General features: G+C 71.8%; 18 protein-coding genes. 6 read left to right on the top strand and 12 right to left on the bottom strand.

Translation table 11 applies throughout. The features are described 5' to 3' along the window. Positions 1 to 53: 53 nt before the first annotated feature. Positions 54 to 779: a TetR/AcrR family transcriptional regulator gene (locus OG574_RS29630; protein ID WP_326775691.1), complete on the bottom strand. Its 726-nt coding sequence runs from the start codon at positions 777 to 779 to the stop codon at positions 54 to 56. Between the two features lie 86 nt (positions 780 to 865). Between OG574_RS29630 and OG574_RS29625 the strand changes: the two genes are divergently transcribed. Next, positions 866 to 1345 (top strand): SCP2 sterol-binding domain-containing protein, encoded by a 480-nt coding sequence (locus tag OG574_RS29625; protein WP_326775690.1) that lies wholly within the window; start codon positions 866 to 868, stop codon positions 1343 to 1345. A gap of 22 nt (positions 1346 to 1367) precedes the next feature. Further along, positions 1368 to 2330, top strand: coding sequence for an aldo/keto reductase (locus OG574_RS29620; RefSeq protein ID WP_326775689.1), 963 nt, complete (start codon positions 1368 to 1370; stop codon positions 2328 to 2330). A 57-nt stretch (positions 2331 to 2387) separates the two neighbouring features. Here the strand turns inward: OG574_RS29620 and OG574_RS29615 are convergent, their stop codons facing one another. From OG574_RS29615 to OG574_RS29595, 5 genes are all read right to left on the bottom strand, one after another. Beyond that, on the bottom strand, positions 2388 to 4154 hold the full coding sequence (locus OG574_RS29615) for an ABC transporter ATP-binding protein (RefSeq protein ID WP_442816855.1): 1767 nt from the start codon (positions 4152 to 4154) through the stop codon (positions 2388 to 2390). A gap of 76 nt (positions 4155 to 4230) precedes the next feature. Next, positions 4231 to 4371: a hypothetical protein gene (locus tag OG574_RS29610; protein ID WP_326775687.1), complete on the bottom strand. Its 141-nt coding sequence runs from the start codon at positions 4369 to 4371 to the stop codon at positions 4231 to 4233. Positions 4372 to 4657: 286 nt separating this feature from the next. Continuing rightward, a complete protein-coding gene (locus OG574_RS29605; RefSeq protein WP_326775686.1) occupies positions 4658 to 6289 on the bottom strand; it encodes a vWA domain-containing protein in 1632 nt (543 codons plus the stop codon). Positions 6290 to 6438: 149 nt separating this feature from the next. Next, on the bottom strand, positions 6439 to 7302 hold the full coding sequence (locus tag OG574_RS29600; RefSeq protein WP_326775685.1) for an ABC transporter permease: 864 nt from the start codon (positions 7300 to 7302) through the stop codon (positions 6439 to 6441). Next, positions 7299 to 10076 (bottom strand): alpha/beta fold hydrolase, encoded by a 2778-nt coding sequence (locus OG574_RS29595; RefSeq protein WP_326775684.1) that lies wholly within the window; start codon positions 10074 to 10076, stop codon positions 7299 to 7301. The genes OG574_RS29600 and OG574_RS29595 overlap by 4 nt, the downstream gene beginning before the upstream one ends. Before the next feature lie 115 nt (positions 10077 to 10191). Between OG574_RS29595 and OG574_RS29590 the strand changes: the two genes are divergently transcribed. Next, positions 10192 to 10611: a GNAT family N-acetyltransferase gene (locus tag OG574_RS29590; protein WP_326775683.1), complete on the top strand. Its 420-nt coding sequence runs from the start codon at positions 10192 to 10194 to the stop codon at positions 10609 to 10611. 25 nt (positions 10612 to 10636) lie between these two features. Here the strand turns inward: OG574_RS29590 and OG574_RS29585 are convergent, their stop codons facing one another. The 6 genes from OG574_RS29585 to iolC all read right to left on the bottom strand — a co-directional run bounded on the left by OG574_RS29585 (position 10637) and on the right by iolC (position 18743). Continuing rightward, on the bottom strand, positions 10637 to 12055 hold the full coding sequence (locus OG574_RS29585; protein WP_326775682.1) for an APC family permease: 1419 nt from the start codon (positions 12053 to 12055) through the stop codon (positions 10637 to 10639). Positions 12056 to 12550: 495 nt separating this feature from the next. Beyond that, on the bottom strand, positions 12551 to 14062 hold the full coding sequence (gene mmsA / locus OG574_RS29580) for a CoA-acylating methylmalonate-semialdehyde dehydrogenase (RefSeq protein ID WP_326775681.1): 1512 nt from the start codon (positions 14060 to 14062) through the stop codon (positions 12551 to 12553). Between the two features lie 42 nt (positions 14063 to 14104). Then, positions 14105 to 15973, bottom strand: a complete 1869-nt coding sequence (iolD, locus tag OG574_RS29575; RefSeq protein ID WP_326775680.1) for a 3D-(3,5/4)-trihydroxycyclohexane-1,2-dione acylhydrolase (decyclizing) — start codon at positions 15971 to 15973, stop codon at positions 14105 to 14107. Continuing rightward, on the bottom strand, positions 15970 to 16779 hold the full coding sequence (gene iolB / locus OG574_RS29570; RefSeq protein WP_326778671.1) for a 5-deoxy-glucuronate isomerase: 810 nt from the start codon (positions 16777 to 16779) through the stop codon (positions 15970 to 15972). The genes iolD and iolB overlap by 4 nt, the downstream gene beginning before the upstream one ends. 30 nt (positions 16780 to 16809) lie before the next feature. Then, positions 16810 to 17763, bottom strand: coding sequence for a Cgl0159 family (beta/alpha)8-fold protein (locus OG574_RS29565; protein WP_326775679.1), 954 nt, complete (start codon positions 17761 to 17763; stop codon positions 16810 to 16812). After that, on the bottom strand, positions 17760 to 18743 hold the full coding sequence (iolC, locus tag OG574_RS29560) for a 5-dehydro-2-deoxygluconokinase (RefSeq protein ID WP_326775678.1): 984 nt from the start codon (positions 18741 to 18743) through the stop codon (positions 17760 to 17762). The genes OG574_RS29565 and iolC overlap by 4 nt, the downstream gene beginning before the upstream one ends. Positions 18744 to 18885: 142 nt before the next feature. Between iolC and OG574_RS29555 the strand changes: the two genes are divergently transcribed. The 3 genes from OG574_RS29555 to OG574_RS29545 all read left to right on the top strand — a co-directional run bounded on the left by OG574_RS29555 (position 18886) and on the right by OG574_RS29545 (position 20942). After that, positions 18886 to 19788: a sugar phosphate isomerase/epimerase family protein gene (locus tag OG574_RS29555; RefSeq protein ID WP_326775677.1), complete on the top strand. Its 903-nt coding sequence runs from the start codon at positions 18886 to 18888 to the stop codon at positions 19786 to 19788. A 263-nt stretch (positions 19789 to 20051) separates the two neighbouring features. Continuing rightward, the gene (locus tag OG574_RS29550; protein ID WP_100594124.1) at positions 20052 to 20249 is read left to right on the top strand and encodes a helix-turn-helix transcriptional regulator; all 198 of its coding nucleotides are present in this window, start codon (positions 20052 to 20054) and stop codon (positions 20247 to 20249) included. Between the two features lie 111 nt (positions 20250 to 20360). Further along, a complete protein-coding gene (locus tag OG574_RS29545; RefSeq protein ID WP_326775676.1) occupies positions 20361 to 20942 on the top strand; it encodes a GNAT family N-acetyltransferase in 582 nt (193 codons plus the stop codon). The last annotated feature ends 3 nt before the right edge of the window (positions 20943 to 20945 follow it).

Below are 20945 nucleotides of genomic sequence, written 5' to 3'. Positions count from 1 at the left end.
GGGTCGGGCGCGATCAGCCGACGTGAGGGACCCGGGGGGGGCGGCCCCGGAGGTCAGGCGTCGCGCGGGGTCCAGACCTCGCCGTCGAGGACGTGCCGCATCCCCACCCACACCATGTTCATCAGCCGCAGCGCGATCGAATCCGGCGACCGGCCGGGGTGGCGCTCCATCCAGTCGGTGAGTGAGTCCGCGGCGCCGACGAGCGCGTGCGCCACGAAGTCGGCGTCCTCGGCGTCGAGCAGGGCTCCCCGGCCGCTGTCCGCGATGCCGTCCCCGACCAGGCCGGCAACCTCGGCCATGACGGCCCGGCGCGCCTCGCCGACCCCGGCGGCGATGGCCGCGCTGAGCTCGGAGGCCTGCCGGTGCAGGACGACCCAGGAGTCACGGTGTCCGGCGACGAACGCGAAGAACGCGGCGAGGCCCGCGTACAGACGCTCATCGGGCTCGCCGCCCGCGCGCGCCGCCCCCTGGAACGCGGCGACGAGCCGGTCCGACTCCCGGCGCAGGCACGCCAGGAAGAGACCCTCCTTGGAGTCGAGGTAGAGATAGACCATCGGCTTGGAGACGCCCGCGAGTTCGGCGATCTCGTCGACGGACGCGGCGTGGTAGCCGCGCTTGGCGAAGACGCGCACGGCGACGTCGATCATCTGCTGCTCGCGCTCGCGGCGCGGGACACGGCGCCGGCGTCCGGCGGGGGCGCCCGGACCGCCACCCTGCACCCCGGGACTCTCCGCCGGCTCCCCGTAGCCTTCTGCCGGATCGCCCGTTATACCCGTCACGCTTGTCAGCCCATCTGCCCCGGCCGTAACCTTACCGATTGGTAAGTTTACTGAATGGTAAGCAGTTTCGGCACACGGAGGGTTCCATGGGCGAGGGCACCGGCACGCGCGACGGGATTGCCGACCTCGACTTCTCGGCGGTGACGCCCGAGCAGTTCGCGAAGATCGTGAAGGGCCTGTCCGCCAAGGAGATCGACGAGATCGCCCGGGACGGCGAGCTGCGGGCACGCATCCTGAAAGAGGTCTTCGCGCGCATGGAGCGGCAGTTCAAGCCGGAGACGGCGGGCTCGCTCCAGGCGCTGATCCGCTGGAAGGTCACGAGCGCCGGTGACCAGGAAGCGGCCGTGTACGAGACGGCGATCGCCGACGGGACCTGCACGGTCACCGAGGGCCGCTCGGACGCCACGCCCCGCGTCACGCTCGCCATGGGCGACGCGGACTTCCTGAAGCTGGTCTCGGGCAATCAGAGCCCCGTCATGATGTTCATGATGCGGAAGGTCAGGATCACCGGCGATGCCGCGCTCGCCGCGGGCCTCAACCGCTACTTCGACATCCCCAAGCCGTGAGTCCGCGGCCTACGCTGCCCGTGTGACTACACCACCGCACGCGCACACCGACCAGGACCGGCTGATCTACGGATGCATGGGGCTGGGCGGGAGCTGGGATTCCGCACCCTTCCGGCCCTCCGACATCGACGCCGCCGAGGCCGCCGTACAGGCGGCCCTGGACAGCGGCATCACCGCGTTCGACCACGCCGACATCTACCGCGACGGCAAGGCCGAGGCCGTGTTCGGCGAGGTGCTCGCCCGGACGCCCGGGCTGCGCGAGCGCATCACCGTACAGACGAAGTGCGGGATCCGCCTCGCCGGCGGCGACCGTCCTGGGGTGTACGACCTGCGCGGCGCCCGCATCGTGCGGTGCGTCGAGGAGAGCCTGACCCGGCTGCGGACCGACCACGTCGACGTCCTGCTGCTGCACCGCCCCGACCCGCTGGCGGACCCGGGCGATGTGGCCAAGGCCCTCACCTCGCTCCAGGAGCAGGGCCTCGTAAGGAGTTTCGGCGTCTCCAACATGAGTGCCCATCAGATCGCGCACCTCCAGGCCCACCTGGACTTCCCTCTCGTCGCCAACCAGCTGGAGATGAGCCTCAAGAGCCGGGACTGGGTGGAGGCGGGGGTGCTGGTGAACACGCCCGACGCCGCCTCGAACGGCTTCCCGCTCGGCACCCTGGAACACTGCGCCGAGCACGGGATCCGCCTCCAGGCGTGGGGCCCGCTCGCCCAGGGCAGTTACACGGGCCGCGAGGCGACGCCCGCCGAGTACGCCACGGCACGACTGGTCGCCGACCTCGCCGAGAAGAAGAACACCACTCCGGAGACGATCATCCTCTGGTGGCTCCAGCGCCACCCGTCCCGCATCGCCCCGGTCATCGGCACCGCGAACCCGTCCCGCATCCGAGCCTGCGCCGACGCCGCCCGCCGCGCCCCCGAACTCACCCACGAGGAGTGGTACGAGCTGTGGGTGACGGCCCGGGGGGCGGCGCTCCCCTAGGGCTTGTCCGCACCAGACGCCGCCAGGCAGGCGGGAATTCGACGACCGGCCCCGGGGCTATGCGCTGCGCAGCCGCGCGTACGCCCCGCCCCGGGCGAGGAGTTCCCTGTGCGTACCGCACTCCACGAGACGGCCGCAGTCCACGACGAGAATGCGGTCCGCGTCCGGCGCCAGCGCCAGATCGTGGGTGATCACGATGGTCGTACGGCCCGCCATCAGCCGGCGCAGCGGCTGCACCACGCGTCGTGTGGCCAGCGCGTCGAGTCCGGCGGTCGGCTCGTCGAGAACGAGGACGGGGGCGCCGCGCAGCATGGCACGGGCGATCGCGATGCGCTGCAGCTGACCGCCGGAGAGGGCGGCGGTGCCCGGGGCGATCCGGGTGTCGTAGCCCTCGGGCAGGTCGGTGATGAACTCGTGGGCGGCCGCGTCCAGTGCGGCCTGCCGGATCTCCCGCTCGCCGGCGCCCGGGAGGCCACAGGCGATGTTCTCGCGGATGGTGCCGTGCAGGATCAGGGTCTCCTGGGGCAGCAGGGCCACGTTCTCGCGGAGGAACTCCAGCGGGACGTCGGTGAGCGGCACCCCGTCGAGCCGTACGGTCCCCGCCGTCGGGTCGTAGAAACGCAGCAGCAGCTTGGAGAGGGTCGACTTGCCCGCTCCGCTTTCCCCTGTGATCAGGACGAGCTCGCCGGGCTCGGCGGTCAGTGACACGTCTGTCAGCGATTCCGCGGGAGCGTCCGGGTAGCGGAAGGAGACGCCCTCGAGGCTGATGCGGCCGCGTACGGGCCAGGCCGGCCGGGGTGAGACGGGGTCGGTCACGGCGGGCTCGGCGTCCAGCACCTCCTGGATCCGTTCCGCTCCGGCCGTGGCGGCGGTGAGCGTGAGGCCCAGTTGCCCGAGGTTGCGGATCGGCGGATAGAGGTAGCCGATGAAGGCCGCGAAGGCGAGCAGATCGCCGAGCGTCATACGGCCCGCGGCGATCTCCCAGGCGCCGAATCCGATGACGGCCAGCACGCACAGCGTCTCGACGACCTCGACGACCTGCTCGTACAGCTCGCTCGCGCGGGCGCCGCGCACGGAGGCGCGCAGCCACGCACGCGCCTCCCGGTCGAGCCGGCGTTCCTCGTCCCGGCGCAGGTTGTAGGCCTGGGTGAGGACGACATTGCCGAGGGACTCCTCGACGACCGAGGTGATGGCGCCGTCGGCGGTGCGCTCGTCACGGGCCGCGGACTTGATGCGGCCGGCGAAGCGGCGGGCAGCGATGAGGAAGAGAGGGGCGAGCAGGAAGGTGACGAGGGCAAGGTCCCAGCGAAGCCAGAGGGCAGCGGCCGCGTAGAAGACGGTGGAGAACAACGCGGAAACGGTGCCGACCACGCCGGACACCACCATCTGTTCGATGGCCTCGACATCACCGGTGAGCCGCTCGACGAGATCGCCCTGCCGGTGCTTCTGGAAGAAGTGCGGGGGCAGCCCCTGCACATGACGGAACACGCCGGCGCGCAGCCGCAGGACGAACCGCTCCGCGGTCCATACGGCGAGCGAGTTTCCGGCATACCCGACCGCGGCGCCGATCACGGCAACACCGAGCCACTGCGCGGCGGGCAGCCAGAATGCGGAGAGCGATCCCGCAGCCAGCGCGTGGTCGGTGAGATTCGCGAAAATCAGGATCGAGGCTGTCTCGGCAAGCGCGGCGACCACGACGCAGACAATGATCAGGACCAGCCATCTGCGGTCACCGCGCGTCAACGGCCAGAAACGCCGGAACGCCTGACGAGCACCCGTGCTTTTATGCTCCACCGACTCCACCAACCCATCCGACTTTCTCAACTCTCTCCGTCCGAACCGGGAACACGGCTGAGGCGGGCCCCCGGCACACGCCGGGGGCCCGCCTCGACAGCACGGTTCAGCAGTCCTTGCCGGCCTTGTTGCCGACCAGACGGCGGCGGGGCTGCCGCTTCGGCTTGGGCGCGGCCTGGTGTGCAGCGGCCGGCTTCGCGCCGGGCTTGCGGGTCTTCTTGACGGGGGCGACCTTGTGGAAGCTCATGAGGGTTGTCCCTTTCTCGGTGACGCTTTTCCGTTTGCCGTAAGCCCTGTTCGGCTTCGACACGGAAAACATTACGCGGGCCCCGACCCCGGAATGGCCACATTGGATGAGAATTCGATCAGTTACCTCTGAGTTCAATTCTCATCACCCTTCAGGAACAGAACAGCCATTCACGCAGAATTTATGCTGCCCATTCGGCGACCAATGACTCTGCCTCGATATTCACCCAGAACTTACAGGGCGAAATGACAGCTTCTCCAATCCGTACGAAACTCGGAAACGCGACTCAGATCTGCAGTTCGTCGGCCCTGCGTATCGCTTCCGCGAGCTGCCGCACGTCCTTGTCCTCCGCCGAGCGGGCCAACTTGTCGGCGTGTGATGCCAGTTGGGGCAGCGTGGGGGCTCCTGGGAGTGCGCCCTGGCGCAGGGAGTCGGCGAAATAGGCTGCCGTGGCTGTGAGCTGGAGGCCGGGGCTGGAGCGCCAGACGTCCGTGTCCAGCGCGGAGGCCTCGATCTGGGTTGTCTCCTCGTGCGGGGCGCGCGTATCGGGGTCCAGCCAGCGCACGCCCGCCGTGGCGACGTGGCCGCTCGCGCCCGGGCGCAGCCGTACCGCGTACAGCGCCGTCACGGTGTGGCCGGGGCCGACCTCGCCGCCGTCCACACGGTCGTTGCGGTAGTCGTCGTCGGCGACCTGGCGGTCGTCGTAGCCGATGAGCCGGAACCTCTGCACGGTCCCCGGGTCGAAGGCGACCTGCGCCTTGGCCTCGCGGGCGCGCAGCTCGATGTTCTGCGGCAGCTCGTCGCAGAAGACCTTCCGGGCCTCCTCGGGCGTGGAGACGTAGGTCGTGTGGCCGTCGCCCTTGTCGGCGAGGCGCTCCATCAGGGCGTCGCCGTACTCGCTGCCGACACCTACGCCGAACAGCGTGATGCCGTGCTCGCGGCGGGCGTCGGAAATGCGGTCGAGGATCGCGTCGGCGTCGGTTTCACCGGTGTTGGCGAGTGCGTCGGAGAGCAGGACGACGCGGTTGGTGGCGCCGGGCCGCGCGCCCTCGACCGCGGTGTCGTATCCCGTGCGTACGCCCGCGTCGAGGTTCGTGGAGGACATCGGTTCCAGGCTGTCGATCGCGTCGTGGACCCGTCCCCGGGCGCCTCCGACGCGCGTCATCGGCAGCACGGTCTCGGCCGTGTCGCTGAAGGTGACGAGTGCGAGGGAGTCGTCGGAGCGCAGCTGGTCGGTCATGACGCCGAGGGACTGCTTGACCAGGTCGAGCCTGCCGGGTTCGGCCATGGAGCCGGAGACGTCGATGACGAAGGTGAGCGCGGCGGGCGGGCGTTCGGACGCCGGGGCCGCCGAGCCGGTGGCGAGGCCGACCCGGAGGAAGGACCAGCCCTCGCCGCCGGCGCGGGCTCCGTCGGCCGTCACCGAGAAGCCGTTGCCCTCGGGGCGCGGGTAGTTCTGACGGAAGCTGTTGATGAACTCCTCGGGCCGCACGGCCTTCGGGTCGGGCAGGCGCCCGTCGGCGAGGGTGCGGCGGGCGTAGCCGTAGGACGCGGTGTCGACGTCGAGGGCGAACGTGGAGAGATAGTCCGCGGGCGTCGGGGACGGGGTGTCGGTCGGCGCGATGTCGCGCTGCTCGCCGTCGGCCTCGGTGCCCGGCGCGGGCGTCGCGGGAGCGGACGGGCGGGCCGGGGCGGGCGCGGGCAGCGGGCCCGTGCGCTGCGCCTTGCCGCGCTCCGCCGAGGAATCGTCGCTCCCGCCGCCGCACCCGGTGACGAGGAGCCCGCCCACGAGCGCCGCCGCGAGCAGTCCGGCGGCCCGCGCCCTCCCGCGACCCCGCGTCCATGGCCGCCTTCGCGCCCGCGCCGGTGCCCGCGTACGGTCGCGGTCCTCTGCCCGGTGATCGCTGTCAGGCCTCATCCGTGCCCCCTCGGTTCGCCGATCGTGCGTCAGCACTTGTGAATGTGACGTCCGAGACGGCCGGAACGAGCAGTCGGAGGCGTTGCGGATGAATCTCGATGCGGCTACGGAGAGGGCCCGCCGAGGCCGGAAGGTGATCCTCCGGAGACCTACGAGACGATGTCCTTGCGGCGAAATCCCCGGAAGGCCAGGGCGAACAGGATGACGGCGTACGTTACCGAGACGGCCGTCCCCTGGATCATGCCGCCCCACTCCGGGCGCGGCTGGATGGCGTCCGCCCACGCGAACTGCCAGTGCGCCGGCAGGAAGTCGCGCCAGTCGCCGAGTGCCGTCACCGCGTCGAGGACATTGCCCACGATGGTGAGCCCGACCGCGCCGCCGACCGCGCCGAGCGGCGCGTCCGTCTTCGTCGACAGCCAGAACGCGAGTCCCGCGGTGACCAGTTGGGACACGAAGATGTACGCGATCACGACGAGCAGCCGCTGCGCCGCCGTGCCGGCGGGGAGCGCGCCGCCGGTCGGGATCTCCAGCGGGCCCCAGCCGTACGCGGCCGTGCCGACCGCGAGGGCGACGACGGGGAGCAGGACCATCGCGGCGAGGCTGAGGGCGAGCGCGACGGTGAGCTTGCTCCACAGGAGGCGGGCACGGGGCACGGGCGCCGCGAGGAGGTAGCGCAGGCTGGACCAGCCGGCCTCGGAGGCGACCGTGTCCCCGCAGAACAGGGCCACGGGGATCACCAGCAGGAACCCGGCCGAGACGAACAGGCACGTCGCGGCGAAGTTGGCGCCGGACGCGGTGGCCGTGTCCATCAGCGTCACCCGGCCGTTGCGCGCGCCCGGGTCGCCGCCGATGGCGAACGCGACGACCAGGACGAACGGCAGCAGGGCGAGGACGGCGCCCATGACGAGCGTGCGGCGCCGCTTCAGCTGGCGTACGGCCTCGACCCGCAGGGGCAGGGTGCGGCGCGCGCGGTATCCGGGCGCCACCTCGGTGGACTCGACGAGCGCGGTCATCCGGCTTCGCCTCCGATCAGGGTCAGGAACGCGTCTTCGAGACGGCGGTGCGGGCCGAGGGACGCGACCGGCACGTCCAGACGGACCAGCTCGGCGAGGAGTCTGGCGGCGGCCGTCTCCCGGTCGGCGGAGGGTGGCACGAGGGCCGGGGACTGTGCCGGACCGTCGGGTGCCGCCGCCGCGGTCGCCGTGGCGGCCGCCGCCGGAACCGTCGCCGGGACGCCCGCGTGCGCGGGAGCCGCGAGCCGTACCAGGAGTCCGCCGTCCGCGCGGGCCGCCGACTCCACGTCGGGCAGCGCCTCCACCTTCTCCACCAGCGCGTCGGAGATGTCCGCCGCGAGGCCGACCAGGAGGGTGTCCCCGGCGCCGATGATGTCGGCGACCGGGCCCGCCTGCACCAGGCGCCCGCGGTCCATCACGACCAGGTGCGTACAGGTCTGCTCGACCTCGGCGAGGAGATGGCTGGAGACGATGACGGTGCGGCCCGCTGCCGCGTACCGGATCATCACCTCGCGCATCTCGCGGATCTGGGGCGGGTCGAGGCCGTTCGTCGGCTCGTCGAGGATGAGGAGGTCGGGCAGGCCCAGCATGGCCTGCGCGATGGCGAGCCGCTGGCGCATGCCCTGCGAGTAGGTGCGCACGGCGCGGGCCAGGGCGTCGCCGAGGCCGGCGATCTCCAGCGCCTCGTCCAGGTGGGCGTCCTCGGCGGGGCGGCCCGTGGCCGCCCAGTACAGCTCCAGGTTCTCGCGGCCGGACAGGTGCGGCAGGAAGCCCGCGCCCTCGACGAACGCGCCGACCCGCGACAGGACGGGCGCACCCGGCCTGATGGCGTGCCCGAAGACGCGGATCTCGCCGCCGTCGGGCCTGATGAGGCCCATGAGCATGCGCAGGGTCGTGGTCTTGCCCGCGCCGTTCGGCCCGAGGAGGCCGAGGACCTGGCCCTTCTCCACGCGGAAGGACAGGTCACGGACCGCGTACCGGTCGGCGGACTTCGCGTACTTCTTGCTCAGGTCGGTGATCTGGAGCGGGACTTCGGCGAGGTCCGGGTCGGGGGCTCCCGCGCTCGCGCGGCGGCGGCCGGTGAGCAGCAGGGCCAGCGCCACCAGGACACCGGCGAGGGGCAGCCACCACACCCAGGCGGGCAGCGGCGATGCCGCCGTGCGCACGGCGGGCGCGGTGGGCACGGACAGGTCGCTCTTGAGGGAGACGGTGTACGTGGCGGGGTGCGTCGGGGACGCGTAACCGAGGTCCGTGGAGGACAGGACGAGGCGCAGCCGGTGGCCCTTCTGCACTTCGTGGTCGATGGCGGGGAGCGTGAGGGTGACGTCCTTGCCGCCGCCGGCTCCGGAGCCCACCACCCTCATGGGTGCGGCGAGTTGGGAGGGCAGCACGGGCTGTGACCCGCCGCCCGGCCCGACGTCGTACACCTTGCCGAACAGGACCGCGTCGTCGCTGTCGGAGGCGACGTGCACCGTCACCTTGGGGGACCCGGTGACGCGCAGGTCGTCGCGCAGGGGCGCCGAGTCGAAGCGGGCGAACTGTCCGGGGAAGTCGAGGGAGAGGCCGACGCCCAGGGAGGACAGCTGGCCGAGTCCGCCGCCGCCACCGCCTCCGAGCCCCGGCAGGTTCGAGATGGCGGGCGGGCTCGCGCCGGCGGGATTGGTGACGCGCTGCTCGCGCCCGGTCAGGGGCACGCGCCGGGGGTCGTTCTCCAAACCGGGGTACGTGTCGCCGCTCGCGCCGCGCAGCTGGGCGGCGCCGTCGGTGGAGTCGATGCCTCCCGTGCGGGTGACGCGGAAGGCGGGGCCGGTGTCGGCGCCCTTGTCGTCCTTCAGATAGCGGTCGAACCAGGAGTCGACGCGGGCTTCGACGCGCCCGGTCTCCCGGTCTCCGCCGTCGTGCCCGCCCGCGATCCAGTCGACGTCGACGGGCGCGCCGTTGGCCCGGATCGCCTTGGCGGCGGCGTCGGCCTGGCCGAGCGGGAACAGGGAGTCGGTCTGGCCCTGCATCAGGAGCGTGGGCACCTTGATGCGCTTGCCGACCGCGACCGGCGAGCGCTCTTCGAGGAGTGCGCGGGCCGCGGCATCCGGCTTCCCGGCCTCGGCGACCCGCTCGTACATGCGGCACAGCTGCGGCTCGAACCGGTCGCAGCCACCGCCGGTGTTGATGAAGAGCCCGGCCCAGAGCTTCTTGTAGACGCCCTGGGGGAACAGCGCGTCGGCGAGGTTCCAGTACGTGATCTGCGGGGCGATGGCGTCGACCCGGTCGTCGTACCCGGCGGCGAGCAGCGAGACCGCTCCGCCGTACGAGGCGCCGGTGACGCCGACGCGCGGGTCGCCCTTCTTGTCGAGCTGGACCTCGGGCCGCTTCGCCAGCCAGTCGATGAGCCTGGACGCGTCGGCGACCTCGCCCTTCGGGTCGTTGAGCCCGATCTTGCCGGTGGAGCGGCCGAAGCCGCGCGCCGACCAGGTCAGCACGGCGTATCCGTCGCGGGCGAGGCCCTCGGCCTGGGCGCGCAGCTCGTCCTTGCTGGCGCCGAAGCCGTGGGCGAGCAGGACGGCGGGGCGGCGCTCGGAGCCGGGCGTCGTGAAGTACGACGTGTCGATCCTGGCTCCGCCCGTGTCCATCACCGTGTCGCGGCGCTGCACGGGGGGCGCGTCGTCCGAGGCGGCCGCGGCCGTCCACGTACCGGCGCCCGCGAGCACCACGACGGCCGCGGCGGTGGCCGCCCACCGCCGCGGCCTGGCCCGCGGACCGGTCAGTCGTAGATCCATGCGTCAACGGTACGGGCGACCGCCGACAACGGGGGCAGCCCCCGGGCTGAACCGCCGGACCTCCCTGGGGAGTAGGGTCCCGCCCCCGCGTACACCGCTCGTGGTACGAAGCGTCATGCAGAAAACCGGCATCCGCCGTGCGCGCACCGTCGACGAACTGACCGCCGCCGGGCCCCTGTTCGACGGGCCCGCCCTTCCCGAGGCGTCGGCCCGTTTCCTTCGGACCCCGGGCCACCATCTGTTCCTGGCCTACGAGGACGACGCGCCCGTGGGCTTCGTCAGCGGGGTCGAGACGATTCACCCGGACAAGGGGGTGGAGATGTTCCTGTACGAGCTGTCGGTGGCCGAGGCGTACCGGCACCGCGGCATCGGCCGCTCCCTGGTCGAGGCGCTGGCGGCGCTGGCCAGGGAGCGGGGCTGTTACGGGATGTGGGTCGGCGTGGACACGGACAACGCGCCCGCGCTCGCGACGTATCGCGGCGCGGGCGGCCGGGACGGCGGTGGGTGCGCCGTCGTCGAGTGGTCGTTCGTCTGAGCGCCGCCCAGGGCGGGGGTGACGCTCAGCCCTGCGCGTCCTCGGGGATCGACACCAGCCAGCGGGTGTCCTTGCGCGGCCGCAGGTAGAGCGCCCAGTAGAGGGTGGCGGCGGCGGTGATGCCGCCGGTCCACAGCAGGTAGGAGACCTCCTGCTGGCTGAGGATGTAGGCGAGTACGGCGATCAGGACCACCGGCACCGCGGGCCACAGGGGCATGCGCCAGGCCGGCTGGTCGCGGTGGGAGCCGCGGCGGGCGAGCAGGGCGGCGACGGCGACCAGGAGGTACATGCCGGTGACGGAGACACCGGTCACGCCGTACAGGGTGTCGAGGTTGACGAAGCACAGGGCCGCGCCGGGCACGCCCACGACGAGGGTCGCGACCCACGGGGAGCCGAAGCGGCCGAGCTTGGAGAGCGCGTTGTTGACCGGCTCGGGCCAGGACTTGTCGCGGGCGGAGGCGAACAGGACGCGGGAGTTCTGGATGACCATGACGATGCCCGCGTTGATGATCGCGAGGGCGACGCAGAGGCTGACGAACGTGCCGACGGCGGAGTTGGACCAGGCCTCGACCATGCCGCTGATGTCGCCGCTGGTGAGGGCGGCGAGGTCGGGGGCGCCCATGGTGATGGCGACGACCGGCACCAGGATGACCACGGTGGAGATGGCGAGGGTCAGGAGTACCGTGCGGGCCACGTTGCGGCGCGGGTTCTCCAGCTCCTCGGAGAGGTAGACCGCGGTCGAGAAGCCCTGCGTGATGAAGAGGGCGATGGCGAGCCCGGAGATGATCAGCATCGCGGTGACGGTGTCGGTGTGGCCGCCCGCCCCGGTGACGTGCAGGTCGACGAGGGATCCGGCGCCGCGCTCGGAGTGCGAGAAGCCGAGGACGGCGACGACTCCGGCGGCGATGACCTCGAGGACGAGGAAGATGCCGGTGATCCAGGCGTTGGCGCGCAGGTCGAGCAGGCCCGCGAGGGTGGCGAGGAGCATGACGCCCGCTCCGGCGCCGGCGGCGGGCAGGTGGACGAGCGGGGCGAGGTAGTCCGCGGTGCCCATCGCGATGACGGGCGGCACGATCATGACCACGAGCAGCGAGAGCACGAAGACGAGCCAGCCGGCGAGGCGGCCCGCGAGCGTCGACACCATGGCGTACTCGCCGCCCGCGCTGGGGATGAGGGTGCCCAGCTCCGAGTAGCAGAACGCGACGGCTATGCAGAGCAGCGAGCCGATCCCGATGGTGAGCGCGGTGGCGGTGCCGAGCGAGGAGAACAGGTCGGGGACGACCACGAAGAGCGTGGAGGCGGGCGTCACGCACGAGAGCGTGAGCAGGGTGCCGCCGACGACGCCGATGGAACGCTTGAGCTTCTGGGGACTGGCCGTGTTGCCGAGGGGCGCGAGGGGCTCCTCGGTGACGGTCGAGGGGCTGGTGCGAAGCGTGTCGGACATGGGGGAGCGGTTCCGATCGACTCGTGGTGCAGATGTTTCCGATACTCGGGCCGGGAGCGCTATCGCCTCCGAAGGGCTGTCGCGATGGGGGGTTGTTCGTCCGCTCCCGGCGCGTCATTGCACCGTGCGAAATCCGGAACGTCAACGGCCGTTTAGCTGCGGATTCCGCACCGGGCTCTTGATCCAACTACGGCCACTTCCAAGCCGGTTCGACGCAACAGATGGATTCCATCAGGTCGCCCGGATTAATGACCTTGCTTTCCCAGGTGAACGGGTGGTGTCGGCTGGGACACCCGATACATCCCCTACGTACGGGAACCGCAGCCCCCGCTCCGAAGTCCGTCCGAATCCGTCCGCACTCCGGACGCTCTCCCGGCGCCCCGGGCAGATCCGGAGGCGCATACGGAGGCGCACACGGAGGCCCATACAGAGGCCCATACAGAGGTGCCCCGGCCGCGCTGCACAGCGGCCGGGGCACCTGGTGCTGCTGTGACCTCAGTGGTTGCGCGGGAAGCCCAGGTCCACGCCCGCGGGGGCGTCGGACGGGTCGGGCCAGCGCGTGGTGACGACCTTGCCGCGGGTGTAGAAGTGCGTGCCGTCGTTGCCGTAGATGTGGTGGTCGCCGAAGAGCGAGTCCTTCCAGCCACCGAAGGAGTGGTAGCCCACCGGCACCGGGATCGGCACGTTCACGCCGACCATGCCCGCCTCGATCTCCAGCTGGAAGCGGCGGGCGGCGCCGCCGTCCCGGGTGAAGATCGCGGTGCCGTTGCCGAACGGCGAGGCGTTCATGAGCGCCACGCCCTCCTCGTACGTGTCGACGCGCAGCACGCACAGGACCGGGCCGAAGATCTCGTCCCGGTACGCCTTGGCGGTCGTGGGGACGCGGTCGAGCAGGGAGAGGCCGATCCAGTGGCCGTTCTCGTGGCCCTCGACGCGCAAGCCGGTGCCGTCGAGGACGACCTCGCAGCCCTCGGCCGCGGCGCCGGTGACGTAGGAGGCCACCTTGTCGCGGTGCGCGGCGGTGATGAGCGGGCCCATCTCCGAGGTCGGGTCGTTGCCGGGGCCGATCTTGATCTTCTCGGCGCGGTCCTTGATCTTCGCGACGAGCTCGTCGGCGACGGAGCCCACGGCCACGACGGCCGAGATGGCCATGCAGCGCTCGCCCGCGGAACCGTACGCGGCGGAGACCGCGGCGTCGGCGGCGGCGTCCAGGTCGGCGTCGGGCAGGACCAGCATGTGGTTCTTGGCGCCGCCGAGCGCCTGCACGCGCTTGCCGTTGGCGGAGGCGGTGGTGTGGATGTGGCGGGCGATCGGGGTCGAGCCCACGAAGGACACGGCCGAGACGTCCGGGTGCTCCAGGAGGCGGTCCACGGCGACCTTGTCACCGTGCAGGACGTTGAAGACGCCGTCGGGCAGACCGGCCTCGGAGAGCAGCTCGGCGATCTTCATGGACGCCGACGGGTCCTTCTCCGACGGCTTCAGCACGAAGGTGTTGCCGCACGCGATGGCGAGCGGGAACATCCACATCGGCACCATGGCCGGGAAGTTGAACGGCGTGATGCCGGCGACGACGCCGAGCGGCTGGCGGATCGACGACACGTCGACGCGCGAGGCGACCTCGGTGGACAGCTCGCCCTTCAGCTGCACGGTGATGCCGCAGGCCAGGTCCACGATCTCCAGGCCGCGGGCGACCTCGCCGAGCGCGTCCGAGTGGACCTTGCCGTGCTCGGCGGTGATCAGCTCGGCGATCGCGTCGCGGTTGGCGTCGAGCAGCGCGCGGAACTTGAAGAGGATCGCGGTGCGCTTGGCGAGGGACGAGGTGCCCCACGTCGCGTACGCGGCCTTGGCCGAGGCGACCGCGGCGTCGACCTCGTCGACGTCGGCGAAGGCGACCTGCGTCGTGACAGCGCCGGTCGCGGGGTCGGTGACCGGGCCGAAATTGCCCGAGACACCCTCGACGGTCTTCCCGCCGATCCAGTGGTTGACGGTCTTGACGTCGGTCGTCATGAGGGCAAGCTCCTTTGGGGTCCTACGGGTGTTTCGGGTGTTTCACAGCCGGCGGCGCCGAGCGGTGACGTGCCGGTCGTACTCCTCGCGGGCCTTGACCGCCGACGGTCGCGTCGCTGTCTCGGCCACGGGCACATCCCACCACGCCTGCGCGGGGGGCGCGCCCGACACTGTGTCTGCCGTTTCGGTCTCCACGTAGACACATGTGGGACCGTCCGCCGCGCGCGCCGCCGCGAGGGCTTCCCGCAGATCACGGACGGTTTTCGCGCGCAGCACCGTCATGCCGAGGCTGGCCGCGTTGGCCGCGAGGTCGACGGGCAGCGGAGCGCCCGTGTACGTACCGTCGGCGGCCGGGAAGCGGTAGCCCGTACCGAACCCCTCGCCGCCCACGGAGGCCGAGAGCCCGCCGATGGACGCGTACCCGTGGTTCTGCAGGAGGACCACTTTGACCGGGATGCCCTCCTGGACGGCGGTGACGATCTCGGTCGGCATCATCAGATACGTGCCGTCGCCGACGAGCGCCCACACGGGGCGGCCCGGCGCGGCGAGCGCCACGCCGATCGCGGCCGGGATCTCGTAGCCCATGCAGGAGTAGCCGTACTCGACGTGGTACTGGTCGCGGGACCGGGCGCGCCACAGTTTGTGCAGGTCACCGGGGAGCGAACCGGCCGCGTTGATCAGGATGTCGTCCTCGGTGACGAGTTCGTCGAGCGCGCCGAGGACCTGCGGCTGGGTCGGGTGCACCAGGTCGTCGTCGGCCGTGAAACAGGCGTCGACGCGGTACTCCCAGCGCTCCTTGTCGTCGGTGTACTCCATGACGTACGAGGGTTCCGCGCGGTGGCCGCGGAGTCCGGCCGTGAGCTCCGCCAGGCCCGTGCGGGCGTCCGCGACCAGGGGCAGGCCCGCCATCTTGTGGCTGTCGAAGGCCGCGATGTTGAGGTTGAGGAAGCGCACGCCGCCGGAACCGAAGAGGGTGCCGGACGCGGTCGTGAAGTCGGTGTAGCGGGTGCCGACGCCGATGACGAGGTCGGCGGTGCGGGCGAGTTCGTTCGCGGTCGCGGTGCCGGTGTGGCCGATGCCGCCGACGTCGGACGGGTGGTCCCAGCGCAGGGAGCCCTTGCCGGCCTGGGTGGACGCGACGGGGATGCCGGTCGCGTCGGCGAACTCCTTCAGCGCCTCCTCGGCGCGGCTGTGGTGGACGCCGCCGCCCGCGACGAGCAGCGGCCTGCGCGCGCCGCGCACCGCGCGGACGGCCTCGTCCAGCTCGCGCGGGTCGGGCGCGGGCCTGCGCACGGCCCACACCCGCTCGTCGAAGAACGCGTCGGGCCAGTCGTACGCCTCGGCCTGCACGTCCTGCGGCAGCGCGAGCGTGACCGCGCCCGTGTCGACCGGGTCGGCGAGGACCCGCATCGCGGCGAGGGCCGCGGGGATCAGTGCCTCGGGCCGGGTGATCCGGTCGAAGTAGCGGGAGACGGGGCGCAGGCAGTCGTTGACGGACACGTCGCCCGCGTAAGGGACTTCGAGCTGCTGGAGGACGGGGTCCGCGGGCCGGGTCGCGAAGGTGTCGCCGGGCAGCAGCAGGACGGGCAGGTGGTTGATGGTGGCGAGCGCGGCGCCGGTGACGAGGTTGGTGGCACCGGGCCCGATCGACGTGGTCACGGCCTGCGCCGAGAGCCGGCCGCTCTGCCGGGCGAAGCCGACGGCCGCGTGCACCATGGCCTGTTCGTTGCGGCCCTGGTGGTAGGGCATGTCGTCGGCGTACTCCAGGAGGGCCTGGCCGATCCCGGCGACGTTCCCGTGCCCGAAAATGCCCCAGGTCGCGTCGATCAGGCGGCGCCGCTCGCCGTCGCGCTCGGTGTACTGCCGGGACAGGAACCGCACGAGCGCCTGTGCTGTGGTGAGCCGCGTCATCGGTATCCCTCCGTCAGGTGATCGGGGTGGAAGCAGATCCGCCACTCCCGTTCCTCGCCCGGTCCCGCCATCACGTTCAGGTAGTACATCGTGTGTCCCGGCTGCGCGATCGACGGGCCGTGCCACCCGTCCGGGACGAGGACCGCGTCGCCCGTACGGACCTCGGCGAGCAGGTCGGTGCCGCCGGGCCTGGACGGCGAGACGCGCTGGTAGCCGTACCCGCCGGGTCCCTCGATCTCGAAGTAGTAGATCTCCTCCAGCTCGGTCTCGACGCCCGGCCGGTGCTCGTCGTGCTTGTGGGGCGGGTACGAGGACCAGTTGCCGCCGGGCGTGATCACCTCTACGGCGATGAGCTGGTCGCACTCGAAGGCGTCGGCGGACGCGAAGTTGCGCACCTGGCGGGCGCTGGTGCCGGAGCCTCGGTGCTCGACGGGAACCTCCGGCGCGGGGCCGTAGCGGGCGGGGAGCTGACGCTCGCACTTCGCTCCTGCCAGGGCGAAGCGGCCTCCCGCGCCGGAGGCGATCTGCGCATGGGCGTCGCGGGGCACGTACGCGAAGTCGCTGACCTCGCCGAACACGCTCTCCCGGCCCAGCAGTTCGATGATCCGGCCTTCCGTGCGCACCGTGCAACCACCTGTCAGGGGCAGCACGATCCATTCACTCTCGCCGGTGTCCAGATCGTGCGTTTGTCCGGGCCCCAGTTCGATCACTCGCAGCCCCGCACGGGACCAGCCGGCCCGCTCGGGGCCGACGGCCAGGGCGTAGGGCCCGTCGGCGGCGCTCCCCCGGGGCAGGTACGGGTTCATGGGGTCCTTCGCGTTCGTCACCGTCCCCTCCTACAGCAGCGACGCGGCGGTGTCGACCGCGCCCGCCACATCGCCGTCGGCCGGGTAGAGCAGCGAGCGCCCCACCACCAGCCCCTGCACGGTGGGCAGTTGGAGTGCGTGCCGCCACTTCTCGTACGCCGCGTCCTGGTCGTCCCCCACATCGCCGCCGAGCAGCACCGCGGGCAGCGTCGAGGTCTCCATGACGCGCGCCATGTCGTCGGGGTTGTCGGTGACGGGCACCTTGAGCCAGGTGTAGGCGGAGCTGCCGCCGAGGCCGGAGGCGATGGCGATGGACGTGGTGACGGCCTCCGCGCTCAGGTCGCTGCGCAGGGTCCCGCGCGCGGGGTCGCGGTGGCACAGGAACGGCTCGACGAACACGGGCAGGCGAAGCTCCGCCATCTCGTCGACGGCGCGGGCCGCGGACTCCATGGTGCGCAGCGAGCCCGGGTCGTCGTAGTCGATACGGAGGAGCAGCTTGCCTGCGTCGAACCGCAGCCGGTGCAGGTCCGCGGGCCGGTGTCCGGTGAACCGGTCGTCGAGTTCGAAGGAGGCCCCGGCGAGCCCGCCGCGGTTCATCGAGCCGAGGACGACCTTGCCGTCGAGCGCGCCCAGCAGGAGCAGGTCGTCGAGGATGTCGGCGGTGGCGAGCACCCCGTCGACGCGGGGCCGCGACAGGGCGAGGCAGAGCCGTCCGAGGAGGTCGGCGCGGTCGGCCATGGCGAAGGGCCGCTCCCCCACGGCGAGGGCGCCGCGCGCGGGGTGGTCGGCGGCGACGATCAGGAGGCGCCCGGCGTCGTGCGTGATCAGCGGCCTGCGCGCCCGCCGCGCCGCCGCCTCGGCGACGGCCTCGGGATGGTGGGCCCGCAGCCGCACCAGCTTCAGGGGATCGACGCTCGCGCCCCGGCCGCTCCGCTCGGGAACGTGTCCCGGGCTGCTTCCGCCGACCTTGCCCGCCCGGCTCATCGGACCTCTCCCGCCGTGAGTGCGGCCTCTACCTCTTCGGGGGTGGGCATCGCCGACGAGCATTCGAGGCGGGACGCGACGATCGCGCCCGCCGCGTTCGCGTACCGCATGACCTTCTCCAACTCCCAGCCGGCGAGCAGTCCGTGGCACAGGGCACCACCGAACGCGTCGCCCGCGCCCAGCCCGTTGAGGACGTCGACGGGCAGCGGCGGCACCTCCGCGCACTCGCCGTCCTCACTCATGGCGAGTACGCCCTTGGGTCCTTGCTTGACGACGGCGAGGCGCACCCCGGCGTCGAGCAGCGCCCGGGCCGCAGCGGTCGGTTCGCGCTCGCCGGTGGCGATCTCGACCTCGTCGACGTTGCCGACGGCGACGGTCGCGTGCCGCAGGGCCTCGGCGTAGTGAGGCCTCGCCTGTTCCGGGTCCTCCCAGGCCGAATCTCCCCAGAGCGCCGGCCGCCAGTCGAGGTCGAAGACGGTGATGCCCGCCTTCGCCCGGTGCGCCAGCGCGGCCAGAGTCGCCGAGCGGCTCGGCTCCTCGCTCAGCCCGGTCCCCGTCATCCAGAACACCCGGGCCGCCCTGAGGGCGTCCAGGTCGAGTTCGGCGGTGTGGATCTCCAGATCGGGCGCCTTGGGCAGGCGGTAGAAGTAGAGGGGGAAGTCGTCCGGCGGGAAGACCTCGCAGAAGGTGACGGGCGTCGGCAGGCCCGGCACGGGCGTGACCCAGCGGTCGTCGACGCCGAACTCCCGCAGTTGGCGGTGCAGATACTCCCCGAAGGGGTCCGCCCCGGTGCGGGTGACCGTCGCCGTGCGGCACCCGAGCCGGGCCGCCGCCACCGCGACGTTCGACGAGGAGCCGCCCAGGAACTTGCCGAACGTGTCCACCTCCGCCAGCGGCACGCCCGTCCGCAACGGATAGAGGTCCACGCCGATCCGGCCCATCGTGATGAGGTCGTACGGCTCGCCGGGACTGGGCTGCATACGGATTCCCTTCGGCGGGGCGCGCGCCCCTTCGGCGGTCTCAGGCTCAGGTCTAGCCCTGCCACAAGACCCTGTCAACATTTTGTCCGGACATTCGGACCACGTCTTGACACTCGTCCGCGGCGCCCTGAAGGCTGGCTCCATGACGACGATGTCACCCCGCATCCGCATCGGCTCGGCACCCGACTCCTGGGGCGTCTGGTTCCCCGACGACCCCCGCCAAGTCCCCTGGCGGCGCTTCCTCGACGAGGTGGCCGAAGCGGGCTACGAGTGGATCGAGCTCGGCCCGTACGGCTATCTGCCCACGGACCCGGCCGTGCTCGCCGAGGAGACGGGACGGCGCGGCCTGAAGGTCTCGGCGGGCACCGTCTTCACGGGCCTGCACCGCGGCCCCGGCGTCTGGGACGCGACATGGGAGCACGTCTCGGCCATCGCCGACCTCACGCGCGCGGCCGGCGCCGGGCATCTCGTCGTCATCCCCGCGTTCTGGCGCGACGACAAGACGGGCGAGGTCATCGAGGACTCCTCGCTCACCGCGGCGCAGTGGCGCGACCTGACCACGCAGACCGAGCGGCTCGCCCACGAGGTCCGCGAGCGGTACGGCCTGCGGACCGTCGTCCACCCGCACGCCGACACGCACATCGACTCCGAGGAGAACGTCGCCCGCTTCCTCGACTCCACGGACCAGGACCTCGTCTCGCTCTGCCTCGACACGGGCCACTACGCGTACTGCGGGGGCGACAGCGTCAAGCTCATCGAGACGTACGGCGAGCGCATCGGCTACCTCCACCTCAAGCAGGTCGACCCGGCCGTGCTCGCCGAGGTCCGCGCGGGCGGGATCCCGTTCGGGCCCGCCGTGGCGCGCGGCGTGATGTGCGAACCCCCGGCCGGGGAGCCCGCGTTGGAGCCCGTCATCGCGGCGGCCCAGCGTCTGGACGTCGATCTCTTCGCGATCGTCGAGCAGGACATGTACCCGTGCGAGCCGGACCGCCCGCTGCCCATCGCCCGCCGCACCAGGGGTTATCTGAGGTCGTGCGGGGTGTAGGGATTCCTCAGGGGGCCGATCACCCCCGCGTACACACCTGCCATGCACCGCGAATGCGTCACTCGCGTCACAAACACCCCCTTCCTGTCACACATGTCCCGTATACGCGGGTCTTTCGTCACGCCCCGTCGACAGCCCCTCGCCTCCGCTCTGGGCGGGTCGTTGTCCGGGCACAGGCTGACTGATCGCCAGCGTTTCGCGCCGCAGCTCCCCCGACGGCCACCCCGAGCCGCCGCTGCGGCACCCGCAGCAAGGAGCCACAGATGACCGACCGAAGGCTCTGGTCGTACAAGGACATCGCCGCGCACATCCGGGTCCAGCCGGACACCGTGCGCTCGTACCGCAAGCACGGTCTGCTGCCCCCGCCGGACCACGTGGAGGCGGGAAAGCCGTACTGGTACGTGGACACCGTCCGCGCCTGGGTTGCCTCCCGCCCCCGTAACCGCGGCCTCAATCAGTGACCACCGCACCGGCGCCGCCCCGCACGCATGCCACCGTGCGGGGCGGCGGCCGCGTTATTCGCCCGCGTTATTCGGTTGCCGCGCGCGGCCGGCGCTCCGGACAATCCCCGGATGACCCAAGAACCCCTGGCCGCCGGCTTCTCCGTCAAGCCGGTGCTGACCGGCGAGAAGACCGTCCTGCGGCCGTTCACCGCCGCGGACGCGGACGCGATGGCCGAGATCATCGACGACCCGGAGGTACGCCACTTCACCGGGGACCCGTCGAACGAGCTCACCCTGGACTTCCTGCGCACCTGGTACGGCTCACGCTCCGCGCAGCCCGACCGCCTCGACCTCGCGGTGACCGACCGCGCCACGGGCCGACTCGTCGGTGAGGTCGTCCTGTACGACTGGGACCCGGACCACCGCAGCTGCACGTTCCGCACGCTCGTCGGCCCCGCGGGCCGCGGCCGGGGCCTCGGCACCGAGGCGGTCCGCCTCATCGTGGGCCACGGCTTCGAGCGCCTGGGCCTGCACCGCATCGCCCTGGACCTCTTCAGCTACAACCACCGTGCCCGCCGCGTCTACGAGAAGGCAGGCTTCGTCGAGGAAGGCGTGGCCCGGCAGTCGGTACTGCGCGACGGCCAGTGGTACGACTCGATACTGATGTCGGTACTGGCCCCGGAATGGGCGGAGCACGGCGGGCGGCCCTGACCA

This window comes from Streptomyces sp. NBC_01445 (assembly GCF_035918235.1).
Lineage (GTDB): Bacteria > Actinomycetota > Actinomycetes > Streptomycetales > Streptomycetaceae > Streptomyces.
Note: the sequence above shows the minus strand (reverse complement) of the source record. Positions and strands in the feature narration are given on the sequence as shown.

Coding starts and splice junctions, on each gene's coding strand:
- OG574_RS29595 (WP_326775684.1), bottom strand. CDS start 10,076: ATGGATCTACGACTGACCGGTCCGCGGGCCAGGCCGCGGCGGTGGGCG.
- OG574_RS29550 (WP_100594124.1), top strand. CDS start 20,052: ATGACCGACCGAAGGCTCTGGTCGTACAAGGACATCGCCGCGCACATC.
- iolC (WP_326775678.1), bottom strand. CDS start 18,743: ATGCAGCCCAGTCCCGGCGAGCCGTACGACCTCATCACGATGGGCCGG.
- mmsA (WP_326775681.1), bottom strand. CDS start 14,062: ATGACGACCGACGTCAAGACCGTCAACCACTGGATCGGCGGGAAGACC.
- OG574_RS29625 (WP_326775690.1), top strand. CDS start 866: ATGGGCGAGGGCACCGGCACGCGCGACGGGATTGCCGACCTCGACTTC.
- OG574_RS29590 (WP_326775683.1), top strand. CDS start 10,192: ATGCAGAAAACCGGCATCCGCCGTGCGCGCACCGTCGACGAACTGACC.
- OG574_RS29565 (WP_326775679.1), bottom strand. CDS start 17,763: ATGAGCCGGGCGGGCAAGGTCGGCGGAAGCAGCCCGGGACACGTTCCC.
- OG574_RS29605 (WP_326775686.1), bottom strand. CDS start 6,289: ATGAGGCCTGACAGCGATCACCGGGCAGAGGACCGCGACCGTACGCGG.
- OG574_RS29585 (WP_326775682.1), bottom strand. CDS start 12,055: ATGTCCGACACGCTTCGCACCAGCCCCTCGACCGTCACCGAGGAGCCC.
- OG574_RS29545 (WP_326775676.1), top strand. CDS start 20,361: ATGACCCAAGAACCCCTGGCCGCCGGCTTCTCCGTCAAGCCGGTGCTG.
- OG574_RS29610 (WP_326775687.1), bottom strand. CDS start 4,371: ATGAGCTTCCACAAGGTCGCCCCCGTCAAGAAGACCCGCAAGCCCGGC.
- OG574_RS29555 (WP_326775677.1), top strand. CDS start 18,886: ATGACGACGATGTCACCCCGCATCCGCATCGGCTCGGCACCCGACTCC.
- OG574_RS29600 (WP_326775685.1), bottom strand. CDS start 7,302: ATGACCGCGCTCGTCGAGTCCACCGAGGTGGCGCCCGGATACCGCGCG.
- iolD (WP_326775680.1), bottom strand. CDS start 15,973: ATGACGCGGCTCACCACAGCACAGGCGCTCGTGCGGTTCCTGTCCCGG.
- iolB (WP_326778671.1), bottom strand. CDS start 16,779: ATGAACCCGTACCTGCCCCGGGGGAGCGCCGCCGACGGGCCCTACGCC.